At 69.2% G+C, this 17,603-nt stretch carries 18 protein-coding genes; 17 read left to right on the forward strand and 1 reads right to left on the reverse strand.

Annotation, left to right across the window (positions count from 1 at the left end):
- Nucleotides 1–162 precede the first annotated feature (162 nt).
- From MELE44368_RS20030 to MELE44368_RS20075, 10 genes are all read left to right on the forward strand, one after another.
- Complete coding sequence (locus MELE44368_RS20030; RefSeq protein WP_128110107.1) at nt 163–660, forward strand: hypothetical protein; 498 nt, start codon at nt 163–165, stop codon at nt 658–660.
- A gap of 79 nt (nt 661–739) precedes the next feature.
- Nucleotides 740–2,113: a histidinol dehydrogenase gene (gene hisD / locus MELE44368_RS20035; RefSeq protein ID WP_241566701.1), complete on the forward strand. Its 1,374-nt coding sequence runs from the start codon at nt 740–742 to the stop codon at nt 2,111–2,113.
- Nucleotides 2,110–3,216 carry a histidinol-phosphate transaminase gene (locus MELE44368_RS20040; RefSeq protein ID WP_128110108.1) on the forward strand — a complete coding sequence of 369 codons (1,107 nt, stop codon included), beginning with the start codon at nt 2,110–2,112 and terminating at the stop codon, nt 3,214–3,216. The genes hisD and MELE44368_RS20040 overlap by 4 nt, the downstream gene beginning before the upstream one ends.
- Nucleotides 3,213–3,839: an imidazoleglycerol-phosphate dehydratase HisB gene (hisB, locus tag MELE44368_RS20045; RefSeq protein ID WP_128110109.1), complete on the forward strand. Its 627-nt coding sequence runs from the start codon at nt 3,213–3,215 to the stop codon at nt 3,837–3,839. The genes MELE44368_RS20040 and hisB overlap by 4 nt, the downstream gene beginning before the upstream one ends.
- Nucleotides 3,836–4,456: an imidazole glycerol phosphate synthase subunit HisH gene (hisH, locus tag MELE44368_RS20050; protein ID WP_128110110.1), complete on the forward strand. Its 621-nt coding sequence runs from the start codon at nt 3,836–3,838 to the stop codon at nt 4,454–4,456. Before hisB ends, hisH begins: the two co-directional genes overlap by 4 nt.
- Before the next feature lie 5 nt (nt 4,457–4,461).
- Nucleotides 4,462–5,202: a bifunctional 1-(5-phosphoribosyl)-5-((5-phosphoribosylamino)methylideneamino)imidazole-4-carboxamide isomerase/phosphoribosylanthranilate isomerase PriA gene (priA, locus tag MELE44368_RS20055; RefSeq protein WP_128110111.1), complete on the forward strand. Its 741-nt coding sequence runs from the start codon at nt 4,462–4,464 to the stop codon at nt 5,200–5,202.
- Nucleotides 5,203–6,021: an inositol monophosphatase family protein gene (locus MELE44368_RS20060; RefSeq protein ID WP_128110112.1), complete on the forward strand. Its 819-nt coding sequence runs from the start codon at nt 5,203–5,205 to the stop codon at nt 6,019–6,021.
- On the forward strand, nt 6,018–6,800 hold the full coding sequence (gene hisF / locus MELE44368_RS20065; RefSeq protein ID WP_128110113.1) for an imidazole glycerol phosphate synthase subunit HisF: 783 nt from the start codon (nt 6,018–6,020) through the stop codon (nt 6,798–6,800). Before MELE44368_RS20060 ends, hisF begins: the two co-directional genes overlap by 4 nt.
- Before the next feature lie 13 nt (nt 6,801–6,813).
- Nucleotides 6,814–7,158: a phosphoribosyl-AMP cyclohydrolase gene (gene hisI / locus MELE44368_RS20070; RefSeq protein WP_128110114.1), complete on the forward strand. Its 345-nt coding sequence runs from the start codon at nt 6,814–6,816 to the stop codon at nt 7,156–7,158.
- Nucleotides 7,155–8,078 carry an alpha/beta fold hydrolase gene (locus MELE44368_RS20075; RefSeq protein WP_128110115.1) on the forward strand — a complete coding sequence of 308 codons (924 nt, stop codon included), beginning with the start codon at nt 7,155–7,157 and terminating at the stop codon, nt 8,076–8,078. The genes hisI and MELE44368_RS20075 overlap by 4 nt, the downstream gene beginning before the upstream one ends.
- Here the strand turns inward: MELE44368_RS20075 and MELE44368_RS20080 are convergent.
- Nucleotides 8,070–8,534 (reverse strand): peroxiredoxin, encoded by a 465-nt coding sequence (locus MELE44368_RS20080; protein ID WP_164890172.1) that lies wholly within the window; start codon nt 8,532–8,534, stop codon nt 8,070–8,072. The genes MELE44368_RS20075 and MELE44368_RS20080 overlap by 9 nt on opposite strands.
- A 236-nt stretch (nt 8,535–8,770) precedes the next feature.
- Between MELE44368_RS20080 and MELE44368_RS20090 the strand changes: the two genes are divergently transcribed.
- The 7 genes from MELE44368_RS20090 to MELE44368_RS20120 all read left to right on the forward strand — a co-directional run bounded on the left by MELE44368_RS20090 (nt 8,771) and on the right by MELE44368_RS20120 (nt 17,588).
- Nucleotides 8,771–10,297, forward strand: a complete 1,527-nt coding sequence (locus MELE44368_RS20090) for an anthranilate synthase component I (protein ID WP_128110117.1) — start codon at nt 8,771–8,773, stop codon at nt 10,295–10,297.
- Entirely contained in the window at nt 10,294–10,887 is a 594-nt protein-coding gene (locus MELE44368_RS20095) for a TIGR02234 family membrane protein (RefSeq protein ID WP_128110118.1), read from the forward strand. Before MELE44368_RS20090 ends, MELE44368_RS20095 begins: the two co-directional genes overlap by 4 nt.
- 72 nt (nt 10,888–10,959) lie before the next feature.
- On the forward strand, nt 10,960–11,778 hold the full coding sequence (gene trpC, locus MELE44368_RS20100) for an indole-3-glycerol phosphate synthase TrpC (RefSeq protein ID WP_128110119.1): 819 nt from the start codon (nt 10,960–10,962) through the stop codon (nt 11,776–11,778).
- A gap of 3 nt (nt 11,779–11,781) precedes the next feature.
- Nucleotides 11,782–13,041, forward strand: a complete 1,260-nt coding sequence (trpB, locus tag MELE44368_RS20105) for a tryptophan synthase subunit beta (protein ID WP_128110120.1) — start codon at nt 11,782–11,784, stop codon at nt 13,039–13,041.
- Entirely contained in the window at nt 13,038–13,826 is a 789-nt protein-coding gene (gene trpA / locus MELE44368_RS20110) for a tryptophan synthase subunit alpha (RefSeq protein WP_128110121.1), read from the forward strand. Before trpB ends, trpA begins: the two co-directional genes overlap by 4 nt.
- Nucleotides 13,823–16,120 carry a prolipoprotein diacylglyceryl transferase gene (lgt, locus tag MELE44368_RS20115; protein ID WP_128110122.1) on the forward strand — a complete coding sequence of 766 codons (2,298 nt, stop codon included), beginning with the start codon at nt 13,823–13,825 and terminating at the stop codon, nt 16,118–16,120. The genes trpA and lgt overlap by 4 nt, the downstream gene beginning before the upstream one ends.
- Before the next feature lie 199 nt (nt 16,121–16,319).
- A complete protein-coding gene (locus MELE44368_RS20120) occupies nt 16,320–17,588 on the forward strand; it encodes an HNH endonuclease signature motif containing protein (RefSeq protein WP_128110123.1) in 1,269 nt (422 codons plus the stop codon).
- Nucleotides 17,589–17,603: the final 15 nt, after the last annotated feature.

A 17,603-nucleotide genomic window follows, 5' to 3' on the forward strand; every position in this document is an offset into this window, starting at 1 on the left:
GGTGGACATTAGTTGACGATGCCCGCTCCACGAAGGGAACGGGCATCGGGAACGGGCATCGCCATCTCCGGGTGCGGCCTCAGCAGGCCCGACGACCGACTAGCCGCTGTCGCCGACCGAACATGCCGAGACCATCCTCGCCGGGTCGCTACGATCGGCCGCATGTCTGAGCCATCGGGGTCATCACGCAGTTTCGTCGTTGCCATCGCGGCGTTGGTCGTCGCACTTGCCGCGGGAGGCATCGCCGTCTGGGCGTTGGTGAAGGAACCGGCGGAGCCGCCGCAGTCGACATCGGTGTTCACCGGCACCACCACCGACGACCCGAAGGCCAGCGTCTGCGACGCCTTCAACATCGTGCGAAACGGTGTGCAGATCAACACGAATCTGCAGCCGCCCGGCGGGCCGGAAGACGTCACCGGCTCGCTGGCGGTGGCGGGCAACGCACGGGTGGCGCTCTACGACGGCGGCCAGTACCTTCTGGCCCGCCTGCAGCCGGACACCCCACCGGAGCTGGCCGACGCGGTTCGGGAGTTCGCCAACCACCTGATGGACATCGGTGCCCGCTCGACCTCGGGCATCCCGAACACCGATGCCGACCAGGCCGCGCGGCTCAAGGAAGCCGATGCCGCCAACAACAGGATCACCAATCTGTGCAAGTGAGCGCCCGTCTCACCTGATCTGAGCACGTGCCGCTTGCCTGCGGCGATATCGATTTGGCCTGTTCTGGGACAATGGCTGTGTGAGCCCATCATCACCGGATGTCGAGGTCGTCGCAGGGGCGGCTTCCACGATCGCCCGCATCGATCTGCGCGGCGCGGAGCTTTCCGCTGCGCGACTGCGGTCGGCGCTGCCCAGAGGCGGCGTCGACGTCGACGCGGTGGTGCCCAAGGTGCGCCCGATCGTTGATTCGGTGGCCACGCGCGGCGCGGCAGCCGCCCTAGAGTACGGCGAATCCTTCGACGGTGTACGCCCGGCACAGGTGCGGGTGCCGCAGGAGCGTCTCGACGCGGCGCTGGCCGACCTCGACGCCGATGTCCGCACCGCGCTGGAGGTGGCCATCGAACGCGCCCGCGCCGTGCACGCCGACCAACGTCGCAGCGACACCACGACGACGCTGGCGCACGGCGCGACCGTCACTGAACGCTGGGTGCCCGTGGAGCGGGTCGGGCTGTACGTGCCCGGTGGAAACGCCGTCTACCCGTCCAGCGTGGTGATGAACGTCGTGCCCGCCCAGACGGCCGGGGTGGACTCACTGGTGATCGCCAGCCCGCCGCAGTCCGAGGCCGGACCCTTCCGCGGCCTGCCGCATCCGACCATCCTGGCCGCCGCCGCGCTACTCGGCGTCGACGAGGTGTGGGCCGTCGGCGGTGCCCAGGCCGTCGCGCTGATGGCGTACGGCGGAACCGATACCGACGGCGCCGGCCTCGCCCCCGTCGACATGATCACCGGCCCGGGAAACATTTACGTCACGGCCGCCAAGCGCATCTGTCGCTCCCAGGTCGGCATCGACGCGGAGGCGGGCCCCACCGAGATCGCCATTCTCGCCGATCACACCGCCGACCCCGCGCACGTCGCCGCGGACCTGATCAGCCAGGCCGAGCACGACGAGATGGCCGCCAGCGTGCTGGTCACCCCCGATGTCGCGCTCGCCGACGCCACCGAGCGCGCGCTGGTTCAGCAGCTGGAGACCACCGTGCACCGCCAGCGGGTGACGGCCGCGCTGGGCGGCAAACAGTCGGCGATCGTGCTCGTCGACGACCTCGAGGACGGCATCCGTACGGTCAACGCGTACGCGGCCGAGCATCTGGAGATCCAGACCGCCGATGCGCGTGCCGTCGCGGCCAAGATCCGTTCCGCGGGAGCGATTTTCGTGGGCCCGTACGCACCGGTCAGCCTCGGCGACTACTGCGCGGGGTCCAATCACGTGCTGCCGACCGCCGGATGCGCACGACACTCCAGCGGGCTGTCGGTGCAGACGTTCCTGCGCGGCATCCACGTCGTGGACTACGACGAGGCGGCGCTCAAGGACGTGTCCGGATACGTCATCACGCTGGCGGAGGCCGAGAACCTGCCCGCGCACGGTGAAGCGGTGCGGCGGAGGTTCGAAAGGTGACGCTCGGTAAGGACGTCACCCTGGACGATTTGCCGCTGCGCGAGGACCTGCGCGGCAAGTCGCCGTACGGCGCACCGCAGTTGGACGTGCCGGTCCGGCTCAACACGAACGAGAACCCGCATCCGCCGACCAAGGCCCTGGTCGACGATGTGACGGCCTCGGTCCACGCGGTCGCCGGCCAACTGCACCGGTACCCCGACCGTGACGCGGTGGAGCTGCGTGCCGACCTGGCCGCATACCTGAGCCTGCAGACCGGTACCGCGTTGAGCGTGGAAAACCTCTGGGCCGCCAACGGTTCCAACGAGATACTGCAGCAGCTGCTGCAGGCCTTCGGCGGCCCGGGCCGCAGCGCGATCGGTTTCGTGCCGTCCTATTCGATGCATCCCATCATCTCCGACGGCACCAGGACCGAATGGCTGGTGGCCAACCGCGCAGAGGACTTCAGCCTGGACACCGACGTCGCCGTGGCCGCGATCAAGAGACACCGCCCCGACATCGTGTTCATCGCGAGCCCGAACAACCCGTCGGGGCAGAGTGTTTCGCTCGACCAGCTCCGGCTGCTCCTGGAGGCCCTGCCCGCCGGCGTCGTCATCGTCGACGAGGCCTACGGCGAGTTCTCCTCGCAGCCCAGCGCCGTCCACCTCCTCGAGGACTATCCGGCCAAGCTCGTCGTCACCCGCACCATGAGCAAGGCCTTCGCGTTCGCCGGTGGGCGGCTCGGATATCTGGCGGCCGCACCGGCGGTGATCGACGCGCTGCTGCTGGTGCGGTTGCCGTACCATCTGTCGTCGATCACCCAGGCCGCCGCGCGGGCGGCGCTGCGGCACGCCGACGACACGCTGGGCAGCGTGGCCAAGCTCATCGCCGAACGCAACCGAGTCACCGAAGCGTTGACTGCCATGGGTTTCCGTGTCATCCCCAGCGATGCCAACTTCGTGTTGTTCGGCGAGTTCGCCGACGCGGCCGCCACCTGGCAACGCTACCTGGACGCCGGGGTGCTGATCCGCGACGTCGGCATCCCCGGATACCTGCGTGCGACCACCGGCCTGGCCGACGAGAACGACGCGCTGCTTGCCGCCAGCGCCCGAATAGGAGCATCGTGACCGAACCCGTGCGCGCGCCCCGCCGCGCGAAGATCGAACGCAAGACCAAGGAATCCGACATCACCGTCGAGCTCGACCTCGACGGCACCGGACGCGTCGAGATCGCCACCGGCGTGCCGTTCTACGACCACATGCTGACCTCGCTGGGAAGCCACGCCAGCTTCGACCTGACCGTGCGCGCCACCGGCGATGTCGAGATCGAGGGCCACCACACCATCGAGGACACCGCGATCGTGCTGGGTCAGGCGCTGGGCCAGGCGCTGGGCGACAAGAAGGGCATCCGCCGGTTCGGCGACGCGTGGATCCCGATGGACGAGACCCTCGCCCACGCCGCCGTCGACGTCTCCGGCCGGCCGTACTGCGTGCACACCGGCGAGCCGGAACACATGCTGCACTCCACGATCGCGGGTTCTGAGGTGCCCTACCACACCGTGATCAACCGCCACGTGTTCGAAACCCTGGCCTCCAACGCCCGCATCGCGCTGCACGTGCGCACGATCTATGGCCGCGACCCGCACCACATCACCGAGGCGCAGTACAAGGCCGTGGCGCGTGCGCTGCGCCAGGCCGTCGAGTTCGATCCGCGGACGACGGGCGTGCCGTCCACCAAAGGGCTGCTGTGACAGCGAAAGTCGTCATCCTGGACTACGGTTCGGGCAACCTACGCTCCGCGCAACGGGCACTGGAGCGGGTCGGCGCCGAGGTCACGGTGACCTCCGACACGCACGCCGCACAGAACGCCGACGGTCTGGTGGTGCCCGGTGTCGGCGCGTTCCAGGCCTGCATGACGGGGTTGCGCAAGATCGGCGGCGAAAAGGTCATCGCCGATCGGGTGGCGGCCGACCGTCCGGTGCTCGGGGTGTGCGTCGGCATGCAGATCCTGTTCAGCCGCGGGGTCGAGTTCGGTCACCAGAGCGACGGCTGCGGCCAGTGGCCGGGCGCGGTCGTCCGGTTGGACGCGCCGGTCATTCCGCACATGGGCTGGAACGTCGTCGACGCACCGGAGGGCAGCCAACTGTTCGCCGGGCTGGACCCTGACACCCGGTTCTACTTCGTGCACTCCTATGCCGCGCAGCAGTGGGAAGGCCGCCCCGACGCGCGGCTGACGTGGGCCACCCACCATGTCCCGTTTCTGGCCGCGGTCGAGGACGGGGCGCTGTCGGCGACCCAGTTCCACCCCGAGAAGAGCGGTGACGCCGGTGCCGCATTGCTCACCAACTGGGTAAAGGGGCTAGGTTGACCGGCGTGCGACAGCAATTGATCCTTCTTCCCGCCGTCGACGTCGTCGAGGGCCGCGCCGTGCGTCTGGTTCAGGGCCAGGTGGGCAGCGAAACCGTGTACGGTTCGGCACTCGATGCGGCGATGACCTGGCAACGGGACGGCGCGGAGTGGATTCACCTCGTGGACCTCGATGCCGCGTTCGGCCGCGGCAGCAACCGCGAGCTGCTCGCCGAGGTGGTCGGCAAGCTCGACGTCGCCGTAGAGCTGTCGGGCGGCATCCGTGACGACGAATCGCTGGCGGCCGCGCTGTCAACCGGCTGTGCGCGCGTCAACCTCGGCACCGCCGCGCTGGAGAACCCGCAGTGGTGCGCCGCCGTCGTCGCCGAACACGGCGACCGCGTCGCCGTCGGCCTGGACGTGAAGATCGTCGACGGCGAGCACCGGTTGCGCGGCCGCGGCTGGGAAACCGACGGCGGCGACCTGTGGGATGTACTGGAACGCCTTGACCGCGAAGGATGTTCACGGTTCGTCGTGACCGACGTCACCAAGGACGGCACGCTGAAGGGACCCAACCTCGAGCTGTTGGCGAAGGTCACCGAGCGCACCGACGCCCCGGTGATCGCGTCCGGCGGCGTGTCCAGCCTCGACGACCTGCGGGCCATCGCGACGCTGACCGACCGCGGGGTGGAGGGCGCGATCGTGGGCAAGGCCCTCTACGCCGGGCGGTTCACGCTGCCGGAGGCGCTGGCCGCGGTGAGGCAGTAGATGGGGCTGAACACCGCCGAACTCGACGAACTGGTGGCGGAGGCCACCGCGATCCTCGACGATGCGGCCAAACCGTTCATCGAAGGTCACCGCGCGCAATCCGCCGTGCAGAAGAAGGGCAACGATTTCGCCACCGAGGTGGACCTGGCCATCGAACGCCAAGTGGTCGACGCGCTGAAGGCCAACACCGGCATCGACGTGCACGGTGAGGAGTTCGGCGGCGCGGATCTGGACTCGCCGCTGGTGTGGGTGCTCGACCCGATCGACGGTACGTTCAACTACGCGGCCGGCCTGCCGCTGGCGGCGATTCTGCTGGGCCTGCTTCAGGACGGCGAACCGGTGGCCGGCCTGACGTGGCTGCCGTTCACCGGGGAACGGTTCACCGGCGTCGCCGGCGGCCCGCTGCGCTACAACGGCGTCGAGCAGGAGCCGCTGCGACCCGTCGAGCTGGAGGAATCCATCGTCGGGGTCGGCACGTTCAACGTCGACTCCCGCGGCCGGGTGCCCGGCCGGTACCGGCTGGCGATCATCGAGCACCTGAGCCGGAGGTGTTCGCGGCTGCGGATGCACGGCGCGACGGGAGTCGACCTCGCGTACACCGCCGCGGGAATCCTCGGCGGCGCAGTCAGTTTCAGCGGTCATGTGTGGGACCACGCGGCCGGGGTCGCGTTGGTGCGCGCCGCAGGCGGTGCGGCCACCGACCTGGCCGGTAACGACTGGTCGACGGCGTCGCCGTCGGTGCTGGTCGGGTTGCCGGGCATCCACGAACAGCTGCTCGAACTCATCGCGTCGGTCGGCGAGCCTGAGGACTACCGATGAACCCAAGAGACCTTGCGGTACGTGTCATCCCGTGTCTGGATGTCGACGACGGCCGCGTCGTCAAGGGCGTCAACTTCGAAAACCTGCGTGATGCGGGCGATCCGGTCGAGCTGGCCGCCGTCTACGACGCCGAGGGCGCCGACGAGCTGACGTTCCTGGACGTCACCGCGTCGTCGTCGGGGCGGGCCACCATGCTGGAGGTCGTCAAGAAGACCGCCGAGCAGGTGTTCATCCCGTTGACCGTCGGCGGCGGGGTGCGGTCGGTGGCCGACGTGGATGCGCTGCTGCGGGCCGGTGCCGACAAGGTTTCGGTCAACACCGCCGCGATCGCCAACCCCGAGCTGCTGGCCGAACTGTCCCGCCAGTTCGGGTCGCAGTGCATCGTGCTGTCCGTCGACGCCCGCACGGTTCCGCAGGGTCAGCAGCCCACGCCGTCGGGGTGGGAGGTCACCACGCACGGCGGCCGGCGCGGCACCGGCATCGACGCCGTCGAATGGGCCACCCGGGGTGCCGAGCTTGGGGTCGGCGAAATCCTGCTGAACTCGATGGATTTCGACGGCACCAAGGCCGGATTCGATATTCCGATGATCAAGGCGGTCCGCGGGGCGGTCAACGTGCCGGTGATCGCCAGCGGCGGTGCGGGGGCGGTGGAGCACTTCGCACCCGCGGTGTTCGCCGGCGCGGACGCGGTGCTGGCCGCCAGCGTGTTTCACTTCCGTGAACTCACCATCGCCGAGGTGAAGGCGGCGATGGCGGCCGAAGGAATCGTGGTGCGATGAGCGCAGGGCACAGATGAGCCTGGATCCGGGTATCGCGGCGCGGCTCAAACGGGACGCCAACGGCTTGTTCACCGCGGTCGCGCAGGAACGCGGCACCGGCAAGGTGCTGATGGTGGCGTGGATGGACGACGCCGCGCTGGCCCGCACCCTGGAAACCCGCCAGGCGACCTACTTTTCGCGCTCACGCCGGCAGCAGTGGGTCAAGGGCGAGACGTCGGGACACACGCAGTACGTGCACTCGGTGCGCCTGGACTGCGACGGCGACACCGTGCTGCTGGAGGTCGATCAGGTCGGCGCGGCCTGCCACACCGGCGATCACACGTGTTTCGACGCCGACGAACTGCTCGGACCGGCGTGACCGAGTCGAAGCGTGCGGCCCCCGTCGTGCTGGAGGGATCGGGTATCGAGCCGCCGGTCGACCCTCGGGTGCGTCGGGCGTTCTGGTGGCTGGAGCGCGTCGCGCCCGGCATCGGGTCGCGATGGGCGGTCGAACTGTGGTGCACCCCGCCGGTTCTGGAGTCCAGCCTGCGCATGCCGCCTGGCGTCGCGCCCGGCGAGCCGCTGGACGCGCGCTGGAACGGCCACCGCATCGTGGGCGAATCGTGGGGCGAGGGACCGCCGGTCTATCTCGTGCACGGCTGGGGCGGGCGGCGCCCACATCTGGGCATGTTCATCAAACCGCTCGTCGAATCCGGCCACCGGGTGATCGCGTTCGACCTGCCCAGCCACAACGAGTCCGAAGCGGGGGCGCTCAAGCCCGGTCGCACCACGCTCATCGAGTGTGCGGAAGCGGTCCGGGCGATCATCGGGGAGTTCGGGCCGGCGCGTGCGGTCATCGCGCACTCCCTGGGCGCCAACGCCACCACGTTCGCGGTCGCGAACGGCGCGAAGGTCGGGCGTCTGGCGTACCTCGCGCCGATGGGCGAATTCCCGCTCTATCTGGACCTTTTCGCCGTACGGCACGGCTTCGGGCCGCGCATCCGCGCGGGTCTGCATCGGCGTCTGGAGCACCGCATCGAGATGCCGCTGCATGAGACCAACATGACCGTCGTCGGCGCCCGCACCGGGTATCCGCCCTTGTTGCTCATCCATGACCCGGACGACCCGGACACGCCCTACGAGACGAGCGAACGGGTCGTCGCGTCATGGCCGGGTGCGAGGCTGGTGACCACCAAAGGCCTGGGCCGGTTGGCGCACTACCGGATTCTGCGGCATCGCCCCGCGATTCGCGCGGTGGTCGACTTCATCGGGCCAGCGGATCAGCCGCTGTCAGGCTGACTGGCGCTGCCTGAGCACCTCGAGGGCTTTGTCGGCGTGGCTGTCCATGCTGATCTCCGAGGCGATCACGGCGAGCACGGTGCGGTCGGTGTCGATGACGAACGTGGTCCGCTTGACGGGCATGAACTTTCCGAGCAGGCCGCGCTTCACGCCGAACTGGGTCGCCACCGCGCCGTCGGCGTCCGACAGCAGCGGATAGTCGAAGCCCTCCTTGTCGGCGAACTTGGCCTGCTTGTCGACGGGATCGGTGCTGATCCCGACCCGGCTGGCGCCGACCGCGGCGAACTCCGACGCCAGATCGCGGAAGTGGCATGCCTCCTTGGTGCAGCCGGGGGTCATCGCGGCGGGGTAGAAGAACAGCACGATCGGCCCGTCGGCGAGTAGTTCGGTGAGGCTGCGGACGGTGCCCGTCTGGTCCGGCAGCTGGAACTCGGCAACCTTGTCACCCTGTTTCATGCCCGTCACGCTACGCCTGACCCGCCGCTTTATCGCGAGGCCGACGCTTTGGCTGGTTTTCGGCCGTCGGATCGACCATAGCGTCGGAGTCGAGGACCGAAAAGGGTTGCACTCACCCTGCCGACGAGCACCGCGGCACCACCCCGAGGTTCACGGCGCAGTCACCTGTCGTGCTCGCCAGCCCGCTGACCCCGGCGTCGTCCTCGCCGCTGGGCAGCATCTGGGAGAATTGAGCCGTGCAAATCACCGCCAGCCTCTCCGTGACCACGTCGCGCGAGGACTTCCGGGCGCTGGCCGGCGAGCACCGGGTGGTGCCGGTGACGCGCAAGGTGCTCGCCGACAGCGAGACGCCGCTGTCGGCCTACCGCAAGCTCGCCGCCAACCGCCCGGGAACGTTCCTGCTCGAATCGGCCGAAAACGGCCGGTCGTGGTCGCGCTGGTCGTTCATCGGTGCGGGTGCGCCGTCGGCGTTGACGGTGCGCGACGGGGAGGCGGTCTGGCTGGGCACGACGCCCAAGGACGCCCCCAGCGGGGGTGATCCGCTGGCCGCGCTGGCGGCGACGCTGAAGCTCCTCGAGACCGAGCCGCTGCCCGGCCTGCCGCCCCTGTCGAGCGGCCTGGTCGGCTTCTTCGCCTACGACATGGTGCGCCGCCTCGAGAAGCTGCCCTCGCTCGCCGTCGACGACCTCGGCCTGCCCGACATGCTGCTGCTACTGGCCACCGACATCGCTGCTGTCGACCACCACGAAGGCACCATCACGCTGATCGCCAACGCGGTGAACTGGAACGGCACCGACGAACGCGTCGACTGGGCCTACGACGACGCGGTCGAGCGCCTCGACGTGATGACCGCCGCCCTGTCGACGCACCTGCCGTCGACTGTGGCCACGTTCAGCAGACCCGAACCGCTGTACCGCTCGCAACGCACGCTCGAGGAGTACACCGCGATCGTCGACAAGCTGGTGGGCGACATCGAGGCCGGCGAGGCGTTCCAGGTGGTGCCCTCGCAGCGGTTCGAGATGGACACCGACGCCGACCCGCTCGACGTGTACCGGATGCTGCGGGTGTCCAACCCGAGCCCCTACATGTACCTGCTCAACGTGCCCAACGCCGATGGCGGGCTCGACTTTTCGGTGGTGGGCTCCAGCCCGGAGGCGTTGGTGACGGTCAAGGACGGACGCGCCACCACCCACCCGATCGCGGGCACGCGCTGGCGCGGCGCCACCGAGGAGGAGGACCTGCTGCTCGAGAAGGAGCTGCTGGCCGACGACAAGGAGCGTGCCGAGCACCTCATGCTCGTCGATTTGGGCCGCAACGATCTGGGCCGGGTGTGCCGCCCGGGCACCGTGCGGGTCGAGGACTACAGCCACATCGAGCGTTACAGCCACGTCATGCATCTGGTGTCGACGGTGACCGGCCTGCTCGCCGACGGCAGGACCGCGCTGGACGCGGTGACGGCCTGCTTCCCGGCAGGCACGTTGTCGGGGGCGCCGAAGGTCCGCGCGATGGAACTCATCGAAGAGGTCGAAAAGACCCGACGCGGCCTCTACGGCGGCGTGCTGGGCTATCTGGACTTCGCGGGCAACGCAGACTTCGCGATCGCCATCCGCACCGCGCTGATGCGCGACGGCGTTGCCTACGTTCAGGCGGGCGGGGGCGTCGTGGCCGATTCGAACGGGCCCTACGAGTACACCGAGGCCTCCAACAAGGCGCGTGCGGTGCTCAACGCCATCGCCGCCGCCGAAACGCTGACCGAACCATGATCAGGATCGCCCAGGTGGCCCTCGTGCTGGCTGCCGCCGCGCTGTGGGGCGCGTCGCGCATCACGTGGGTCGAGGTGACCTCGTTCGACGGGCTGGGCCAGCCCAAGACCGTGGCGTTGTCCGGCGCCCAGTGGTCGACGGCGATCGTGCCGCTGGCCGTGCTGCTGGTGGCCGCTGCCGTGGCCGCGCTGGCGGTGCGGGGCTGGCCGCTGCGGCTGTTGGCGCTGCTGGTCGCGGCCGCCAGCGCCGGAATGGCCTACCTGGCGATCAGCTTGTGGACGGTCCGCGACGTGGCCGTGCGTGCGTCGCACCTCGCCGAGGCGCCGGTCGCTGACCTGGTGGGCCGCCAGCGGCACTACGGGGGCGCGGTGCTCACGGTGGTGGCCGCGGTGGTCGCGCTCGTCGGCGCGGTGCTGCTCATGCGGGCGGCGACGACGGAGCGCTCCGGCGCCAAGCGCTATGCCCGCCGGGCCGCGACGCCGGCCGAGGAGGGCGGCACCGCGATGTCCGAACGCATGATGTGGGACGCCCTCGACGAGGGCGCGGATCCCACCCGCGACCCCACCGATCCGGACAGCAAGGGCCGGTGATTGGCGGCGACGTGCGGCCGGTACCCTTCGATGCAAGGTCATTCGGCGCTACCGGGGAAGGGATTCGGACGGATGGGTTCGGCAACCGTACTCGACTCGATCATCGAGGGAGTCCGCGCCGACGTCGCCGCCCGTGAAGCCGTCCTCCCGCTGGCCGAGGTCAAGGACCGGGCCAAGGATGCGCCGCCGCCGTTGGACGTGATGGCCGCGCTGCGCGCACCCGGTATCGGGGTGATCGCCGAAGTCAAACGCGCCAGCCCGTCGCGCGGTGAGTTGGCCCCGATCGGCGATCCGGCCGAGCTGGCCCGTGCCTATCAGGACGGCGGCGCTCGGATCGTCAGCGTGCTGACCGAACAGCGCCGGTTCAACGGTTCGCTCGACGATCTGGACGCCGTCCGCGCCGCTGTGTCAATTCCGGTGCTGCGCAAGGATTTCATCATCCGGCCATATCAGATCCACGAGGCCCGCGCGCACGGTGCGGACATGTTGCTGCTGATCGTCGCGGCGCTTGAGCAGCCGGTGCTGGAATCGCTGCTGGAGCGCACCGAGTCGTTGGGGATGACCGCGCTGGTCGAGGTGCACACCGAGGAGGAAGCCGATCGCGCGCTTTCGGCCGGTGCCACCGTGATCGGCGTCAACGCCCGAGATCTCAAGACGCTGAACGTCGATCGGGACTGCTTCGGGCGGATCGCGCCGGGGCTGCCGACCGACGTCATCCGCATCGCGGAGTCCGGGGTGCGCGGCCCCGCGGACCTGCTCGCCTACGCCGGTGCCGGCGCCGACGCAGTGCTGGTCGGCGAGGGCTTGGTCACCAGCGGCGATCCTCGCACCGCCGTTGCCGATTTGGTCACCGCCGGCGCGCATCCGTCGTGCCCTAAACCCTCGCGCTGACACGTGGCCGACCAGACCGGGCCGGAGCTGCCGAAGTCGAGCGCGGCGGTGGCCGAACCCACGGTCCACGACCCCGACGCGCGTGGGCACTTCGGTGTCTACGGCGGCCGGTTCGTGGCCGAGGCGCTGATGGCGGTCATCGAGGAGGTCACCGCCGCCTACGAGAAGGCCCGCGGCGACCAGACTTTCCTCGACGAGTTGGACCGGCTGCAGCGCCACTACAGTGGGCGGCCGTCACCGCTGTACGAAGCCGAACGGCTCTCCGAACACGCCGGCGGCGCGCGGCTGTTCCTCAAGCGAGAAGACCTGAACCACACCGGATCTCACAAAATCAACAACGTGCTCGGCCAGGCGCTGCTCGCGCGGCAGATGGGTAAGACGCGGGTGATCGCCGAGACCGGGGCGGGCCAGCACGGGGTGGCCACCGCGACGGCGTGTGCGCTGCTGGGCCTGGAGTGCGTGATCTACATGGGTGCCGTCGACACGGCGCGTCAGGCGCTGAACGTCGCGCGGATGCGACTGCTGGGTGCGCAGGTGGTGTCGGTCGAAGCCGGTTCCAAGACGCTCAAAGACGCCATCAACGAAGCATTCCGCGACTGGGTCACCAACGCCGACAACACCTACTACTGCTTCGGCACGGCCGCCGGTCCGCACCCGTTTCCGATGATGGTGCGTGACTTTCAGCGGGTGATCGGGCTGGAAGCGCGCGCCCAGATCCTCGACCAGGCCGGCCGCCTGCCTGACGCGGTGACGGCCTGTGTCGGCGGCGGATCCAACGCGATCGGGATCTTCCACGCGTTCATCGACGACCCGAACGTCCGGCTGGTGGGCTACGAAGCCGCCGGGGACGGCGTCGAAACCGGCCGCCACGCGGCGACTTTCACTGGCGGATCGCCGGGCGCATTCCAGGGCTCGTACTCGTACCTGCTGCAGGACGAGGACGGCCAGACCATCGAATCGCATTCGATTTCTGCGGGTCTGGACTATCCGGGCGTCGGTCCGGAACACGCCTTCCTGAGGGACAGCGGCCGTGCGGAGTATCTGCCGATCACCGACAGCGAGGCGATGGACGCGTTCCGCCTGCTGTGTCGCGCCGAGGGGATCATCCCGGCCATCGAGTCGGCGCACGCGGTTGCCGGGGCTTTGCAACTGGGCCGCGAAATCGGCCGTGGCGGCATCGTTCTGGTGAACCTCTCGGGCCGAGGAGACAAGGATGTCGAGACCGCGGCGAAGTGGTTCGGGCTGCTGGACGGTGCATCGTGAGTCGACTCGGGCCGTTGTTCGACGCGTGCCGGGCCGAGGAGCGTTCGGCGCTGATCGGCTATCTGCCCACGGGTTATCCCGATGTGCCGACGTCGATCTCGGCGATGACGACGCTGATCAAGTCGGGCTGCGACCTTGTCGAGGTCGGTATCCCGTATTCGGATCCCGGGATGGACGGCCCGACGATCGCGGCGGCGACGAACGCGGCGCTGCGCGGCGGGGTGCGGGTGCGTGACACGTTGACCGCGGTCGAGGCGATCAGCAACGCCGGCGGGCGGGCCGTGGTGATGACCTATTGGAATCTGGTGTTGCGCCGAGGCGTTGACGCGTTCGCACGCGACCTGGCGTCGGCGGGCGGGCTCGGCATCATCACCCCGGATCTGATTCCGGATGAGGCGGACGAATGGTTCGCCGCGTCGGACGCCCACAACCTCGACCGGATCTTCCTGGTGGCGCCGTCATCCACGCCGGAGCGGCTGGCGGCCACGGTGCAGGCGTCGCGCGGATTCGTCTACGCCGCGTCGACCATGGGCGTGACCGGGGCGCGCGACGCCGTGTCGGCGGCCGCCCCCGAGCTGGTCCGCCGCGTGAAGGCGATCTCGGACATTCCCGTCGGAGTCGGGCTGGGTGTGCGCTCGCGCGAGCAGGCAGCGGAGATCGCGGCTTACGCTGACGGGGTGATCGTGGGCTCGGCGTTGGTGTCGGCGCTGGAGGACAGCGTCGAAGCGGTCGGCAAGCTGACCGCGGAACTGGCCGAAGGTGTTCGGCAGAGGGTCACCGCGTGACGACGACCGTCCTGGCCGCCATTCCCAGCCCGTCGCAGGGGGTGTGGCAGCTCGGCCCGGTGCCGCTCCGCGCGTACGCGTTGTTCATCATCCTCGGCATCGTGGCGGCGCTGATGATCGGCGACCGGCGGTGGGAAGCCAGGGGTGGCGAGCGCGGCGTCATCTACGACATCGCACTGTGGGCGGTGCCGTTCGGGCTCATCGGCGGCCGGCTCTACCACGTGATGACCGACTGGTGGCGCTATTTCGGCGAAGGCGGCGCAGGCCTCGCCGGGGTGGTCCGGATCTGGGACGGTGGGCTCGGCATCTGGGGCGCGGTGGCGCTCGGGGGCGTTGGGGCGTGGATCGGATGCCGTCGTCGCGGCATCCCGCTGCCGGCTTTCGGGGATGCCATCGCGCCGGGAATCATTCTGGCCCAGGGCATCGGCAGGATCGGCAACTACTTCAACCAGGAGCTGTACGGCAGGGACACGACGCTGCCGTGGGGTCTGAAGATCTACGAACGCAGGACCCCCGACGGGCTCGTCGACAACCTCAACGGGGTGTCGACGGGCGAAGTGCTGCAGATCGTCCATCCCACGTTCTTGTACGAATTGCTGTGGAACCTGCTGGTTTTCGCGGCGCTGATCTATCTGGACCGGCGCTTCAAGCTCGGCCACGGCCGGTTGTTCGCGATGTATGTCGCGGGCTACTGCGTCGGCAGGTTCTGGATCGAACTGCTGCGGGTCGATGACGCGACGCTCATCGACGGTGTGCGGATCAACTCGTTCACATCGACGTTCGTCTTCATCGGCGCGGTGGTCTACATCATGGTCGCGCCGAAGGGACGCGAAGATCCGGCCACGCTCAAGGGCAAGCAGGCGGCGGTGTCCGGTGAGGATCTGACGGAGGAGCTTGCCGCGGTCGGCGCGACGGCGGGTGTGGTGGCCGCGGCGAAGGTCGCCGCCGAGGAGGACGCCGACGAGTCCAAATCGGAGGCGGAGATCGAAGCGGAGGCCCTTACCGTCGACGTCCTCACAGCGCCGTCGGACGACATCGTCGAGGCCGAGGAGTTCGCCGAAGCGGGTGAGGAAGCCGAGATCGCCGCCGAGGCAGAGAAGCTCGGCGCGGACGTGGCGGGGGTGCCGGCCGACGATCTCGCCGAAGCTGAGGAGTTCGCGGCAGACGGCGAACCGACGGCACCCGCAGAGTCCGAAGGCGTATCCGAGGCCGCAGAGGAAGCCGAAGCACTCGCCGACGATGTCGAAGAAGCACCCGCGGAAGACATCGCCGAAGCGCAGGAGTTCGCAGAGGCCAAGGAAGGCGCAGGGCCCGAGGCCGGTGTCGGCGCGGTCGAGGGTGAGGAAGCCGAAGAGGCCCAGGCCGCAGCGCCTGAAGCGCATGAGGCGGCCGTGGAGGGTCTCGAAGAAGCCGAAGAGGTCGCCGCAGAGGTGCACGAGGACGCCGAGACCGAGGCCGCGGTAGACGAAGCCGACGAGCTCGGCGCGGAACTCGACGAAGCCGCCGACGCCATGGCCGAGGAAGCAGCCGAGACCGCAGGGGACCAGCCCGAGGCCGGGGTCGGTGCCGTGGAGGGCGAGGACGCCGAAGAGGTCGCCGCGGAGGTGCACGAGGACGCCGAGACCGAGGCCGCGGTAGACGAAGCCGACGAGCTCGGCGCGGAACTCGACGAAGCCGCCGACGCCATGGCCGAGGAAGCAGCCGAGACCGCAGGGGACCAGCCCGAGGCCGGGGTCGGTGCCGTGGAGGGCGAGGACGCCGAAGAGGTCGCCGCGGAGGTGCACGAGGACGCCGAGACCGAGGCCGCGGTAGACGAAGCCGACGAGCTCGGCGCGGAACTCGACGAAGCCGCGGACGCCATGGCCGAGGAAGCAGCCGAGACCGCAGGGGACCAGCCCGAGGCCGGCCTCGAAGAAGCCGAGGAAGTCGCCGCCGAGATCGACGACGACGACACCGATGTCGCGGAATCCAAGGGGGAGCGGCCCGAGGCCGGTGTCGGTGCGGTGGAGGGCGAGGACGCCGAGGAGGCCGACGCCGCAGCGGCCGAAGCGCATGAGGCAGCCGTGGAGGGCCTCGAAGAAGCCGAGGAAGTCGCCGCCGAGATCGACGACGAGGACACCGAACAGGACGACGCCGACGACGCCGCTGAGTCCGAAGCTGGTGAAGACTTCGCCGTGGCCAGTGACACCGAGTCAGCAACGTCCGACGGCGAAGAGTCGACGCCCTCGCCGCCCAGCCAAGCCGAACCCGGTGGACGCCTACGCCGCTGGATGCGCCGCCGCCGCAACCGCTGACCGGCTGGTTATCCACAACTGCGAATTCATCCACAGGTCGAGGCTCGCGCAACCGCACAGTGGCGCGGTGTCGGGCTCGCCCCGATCCGTGATATTCGTCAAATGTCCTGATAGACAAGGCAATTCCGGCTAGCCGGTCCGCAACATCCAACTCCGAGCTGCCACGTTGGGTGTCGGGGCCGGCTGTGATGATGCGGATATGTCTTCGACCGCATCCGTTGCCGACGCTGAATTGACGCCATGTCAGCGTCTCGATGCGTTGTTCGAGGAGTTGGCGGAGTTGACCGGCCAACGCAACGCCATCGATGGGCGCATTGTCGAGATCATCGCCGAGATAGACCGCGACGGGCTGGCGGGTTCTACCGGGGTACGATCGCTGCCCGCGTTGGTGGCCTGGAAGATCGGGGCGTCGCAGAAGAACGCCACCACCATCGCCACCGTGGCCCACCGCCTGGCGGAATTTCCCCGCTGCGCGCAAAGCCTGCGTGAGGGCCGGGTATCGCTGGATCAGATCGGAGTGATCGCCCAACACGCCGCCACCGGCTCCGATGACCACTATGCGCAGCTGATCGAAAACGCCACGGTCAACCAGCTGCGCACCGCGGTCAAACTCGAACCCCGCCCGGAACCCGAACCCGAACCCGAGGCGCCGCCCGAACCGGCGTGCACGATCAACAAGACCACCGGCGCCGACGGGTCCTGTTGCTACCGAATCACGCTCACCTCAATCGAGGCCGCCAAATTCGACGCCGCCCTGCAGTCTCATCACGACGCGCTCTTCAATGCGTGGAAGGCCGACCACCCCGCCGACACGACACCAGCGCCGGCACAGCGCCCGCCGATGCCCACGCTCAGCGATGCGTTCCTACAGCTGGTCGCCGATAGCTGGGACGCCGAGGCCACCCGCCGCCCGCACAGCCAGCACACCACCGTGGTGGTGCACGTCGATGTCAAAGACCGCGTCGGCGCGCTGCACCTGGGCCCGCTGCTCTCTGATGCCGACCGCCAATACCTGACCTGTGATGCCACCTGTGAGGTGTGGTTTGAACGCGACGGCCAACTCATCGGCGCCGGGCGAACCACCCGCCAGATAAACCGCCGGCTGCGCCGCGCGCTGCAGCACCGCCACCCCACCTGCGCGGTACCGGGGTGCGGCGCAACCCGCGGGCTACATGCTCACCACATCATCCACTGGGAAGACGGCGGAACCACCGAACTCGACAACCTGGTGCTGGTATGCCCTTACCACCGCCGACTGCACCACCGCGGCCTCATCACCATCACGGGGCCCGCCGATCGGCTCACCGTCACCGACAGCGCCGGGCGCATCCTCACCAACAGCTCTCTGGCGCGCCCGCCCACCACACCACCACCCGCGGTACCACCCTGCAACGGACCCACCGGCGAACGCGCCCAATGGTGGTGGTACGACCCGTTCCAACCGCAACCACCACCAGCGCTCAATTAGCCCATCCGCCGCATC

The sequence above is a fragment of the Mycolicibacterium elephantis DSM 44368 genome (assembly GCF_004014805.1).
Lineage (GTDB): Bacteria > Actinomycetota > Actinomycetes > Mycobacteriales > Mycobacteriaceae > Mycobacterium > Mycobacterium elephantis.

Bases quoted from the DNA above. Each gene is read 5' to 3' on its own strand.
- MELE44368_RS20030 (WP_128110107.1), top strand. From the start codon at position 163: ATGTCTGAGCCATCGGGGTCATCACGCAGTTTCGTCGTTGCCATCGCG.
- MELE44368_RS20060 (WP_128110112.1), top strand. From the start codon at position 5,203: ATGGGGCTGAACACCGCCGAACTCGACGAACTGGTGGCGGAGGCCACC.
- hisF (WP_128110113.1), top strand. From the start codon at position 6,018: ATGAACCCAAGAGACCTTGCGGTACGTGTCATCCCGTGTCTGGATGTC.
- hisI (WP_128110114.1), top strand. From the start codon at position 6,814: ATGAGCCTGGATCCGGGTATCGCGGCGCGGCTCAAACGGGACGCCAAC.
- MELE44368_RS20080 (WP_164890172.1), bottom strand. From the start codon at position 8,534: ATGAAACAGGGTGACAAGGTTGCCGAGTTCCAGCTGCCGGACCAGACG.
- MELE44368_RS20095 (WP_128110118.1), top strand. From the start codon at position 10,294: ATGATCAGGATCGCCCAGGTGGCCCTCGTGCTGGCTGCCGCCGCGCTG.
- trpC (WP_128110119.1), top strand. From the start codon at position 10,960: ATGGGTTCGGCAACCGTACTCGACTCGATCATCGAGGGAGTCCGCGCC.
- MELE44368_RS20120 (WP_128110123.1), top strand. From the start codon at position 16,320: ATGTCTTCGACCGCATCCGTTGCCGACGCTGAATTGACGCCATGTCAG.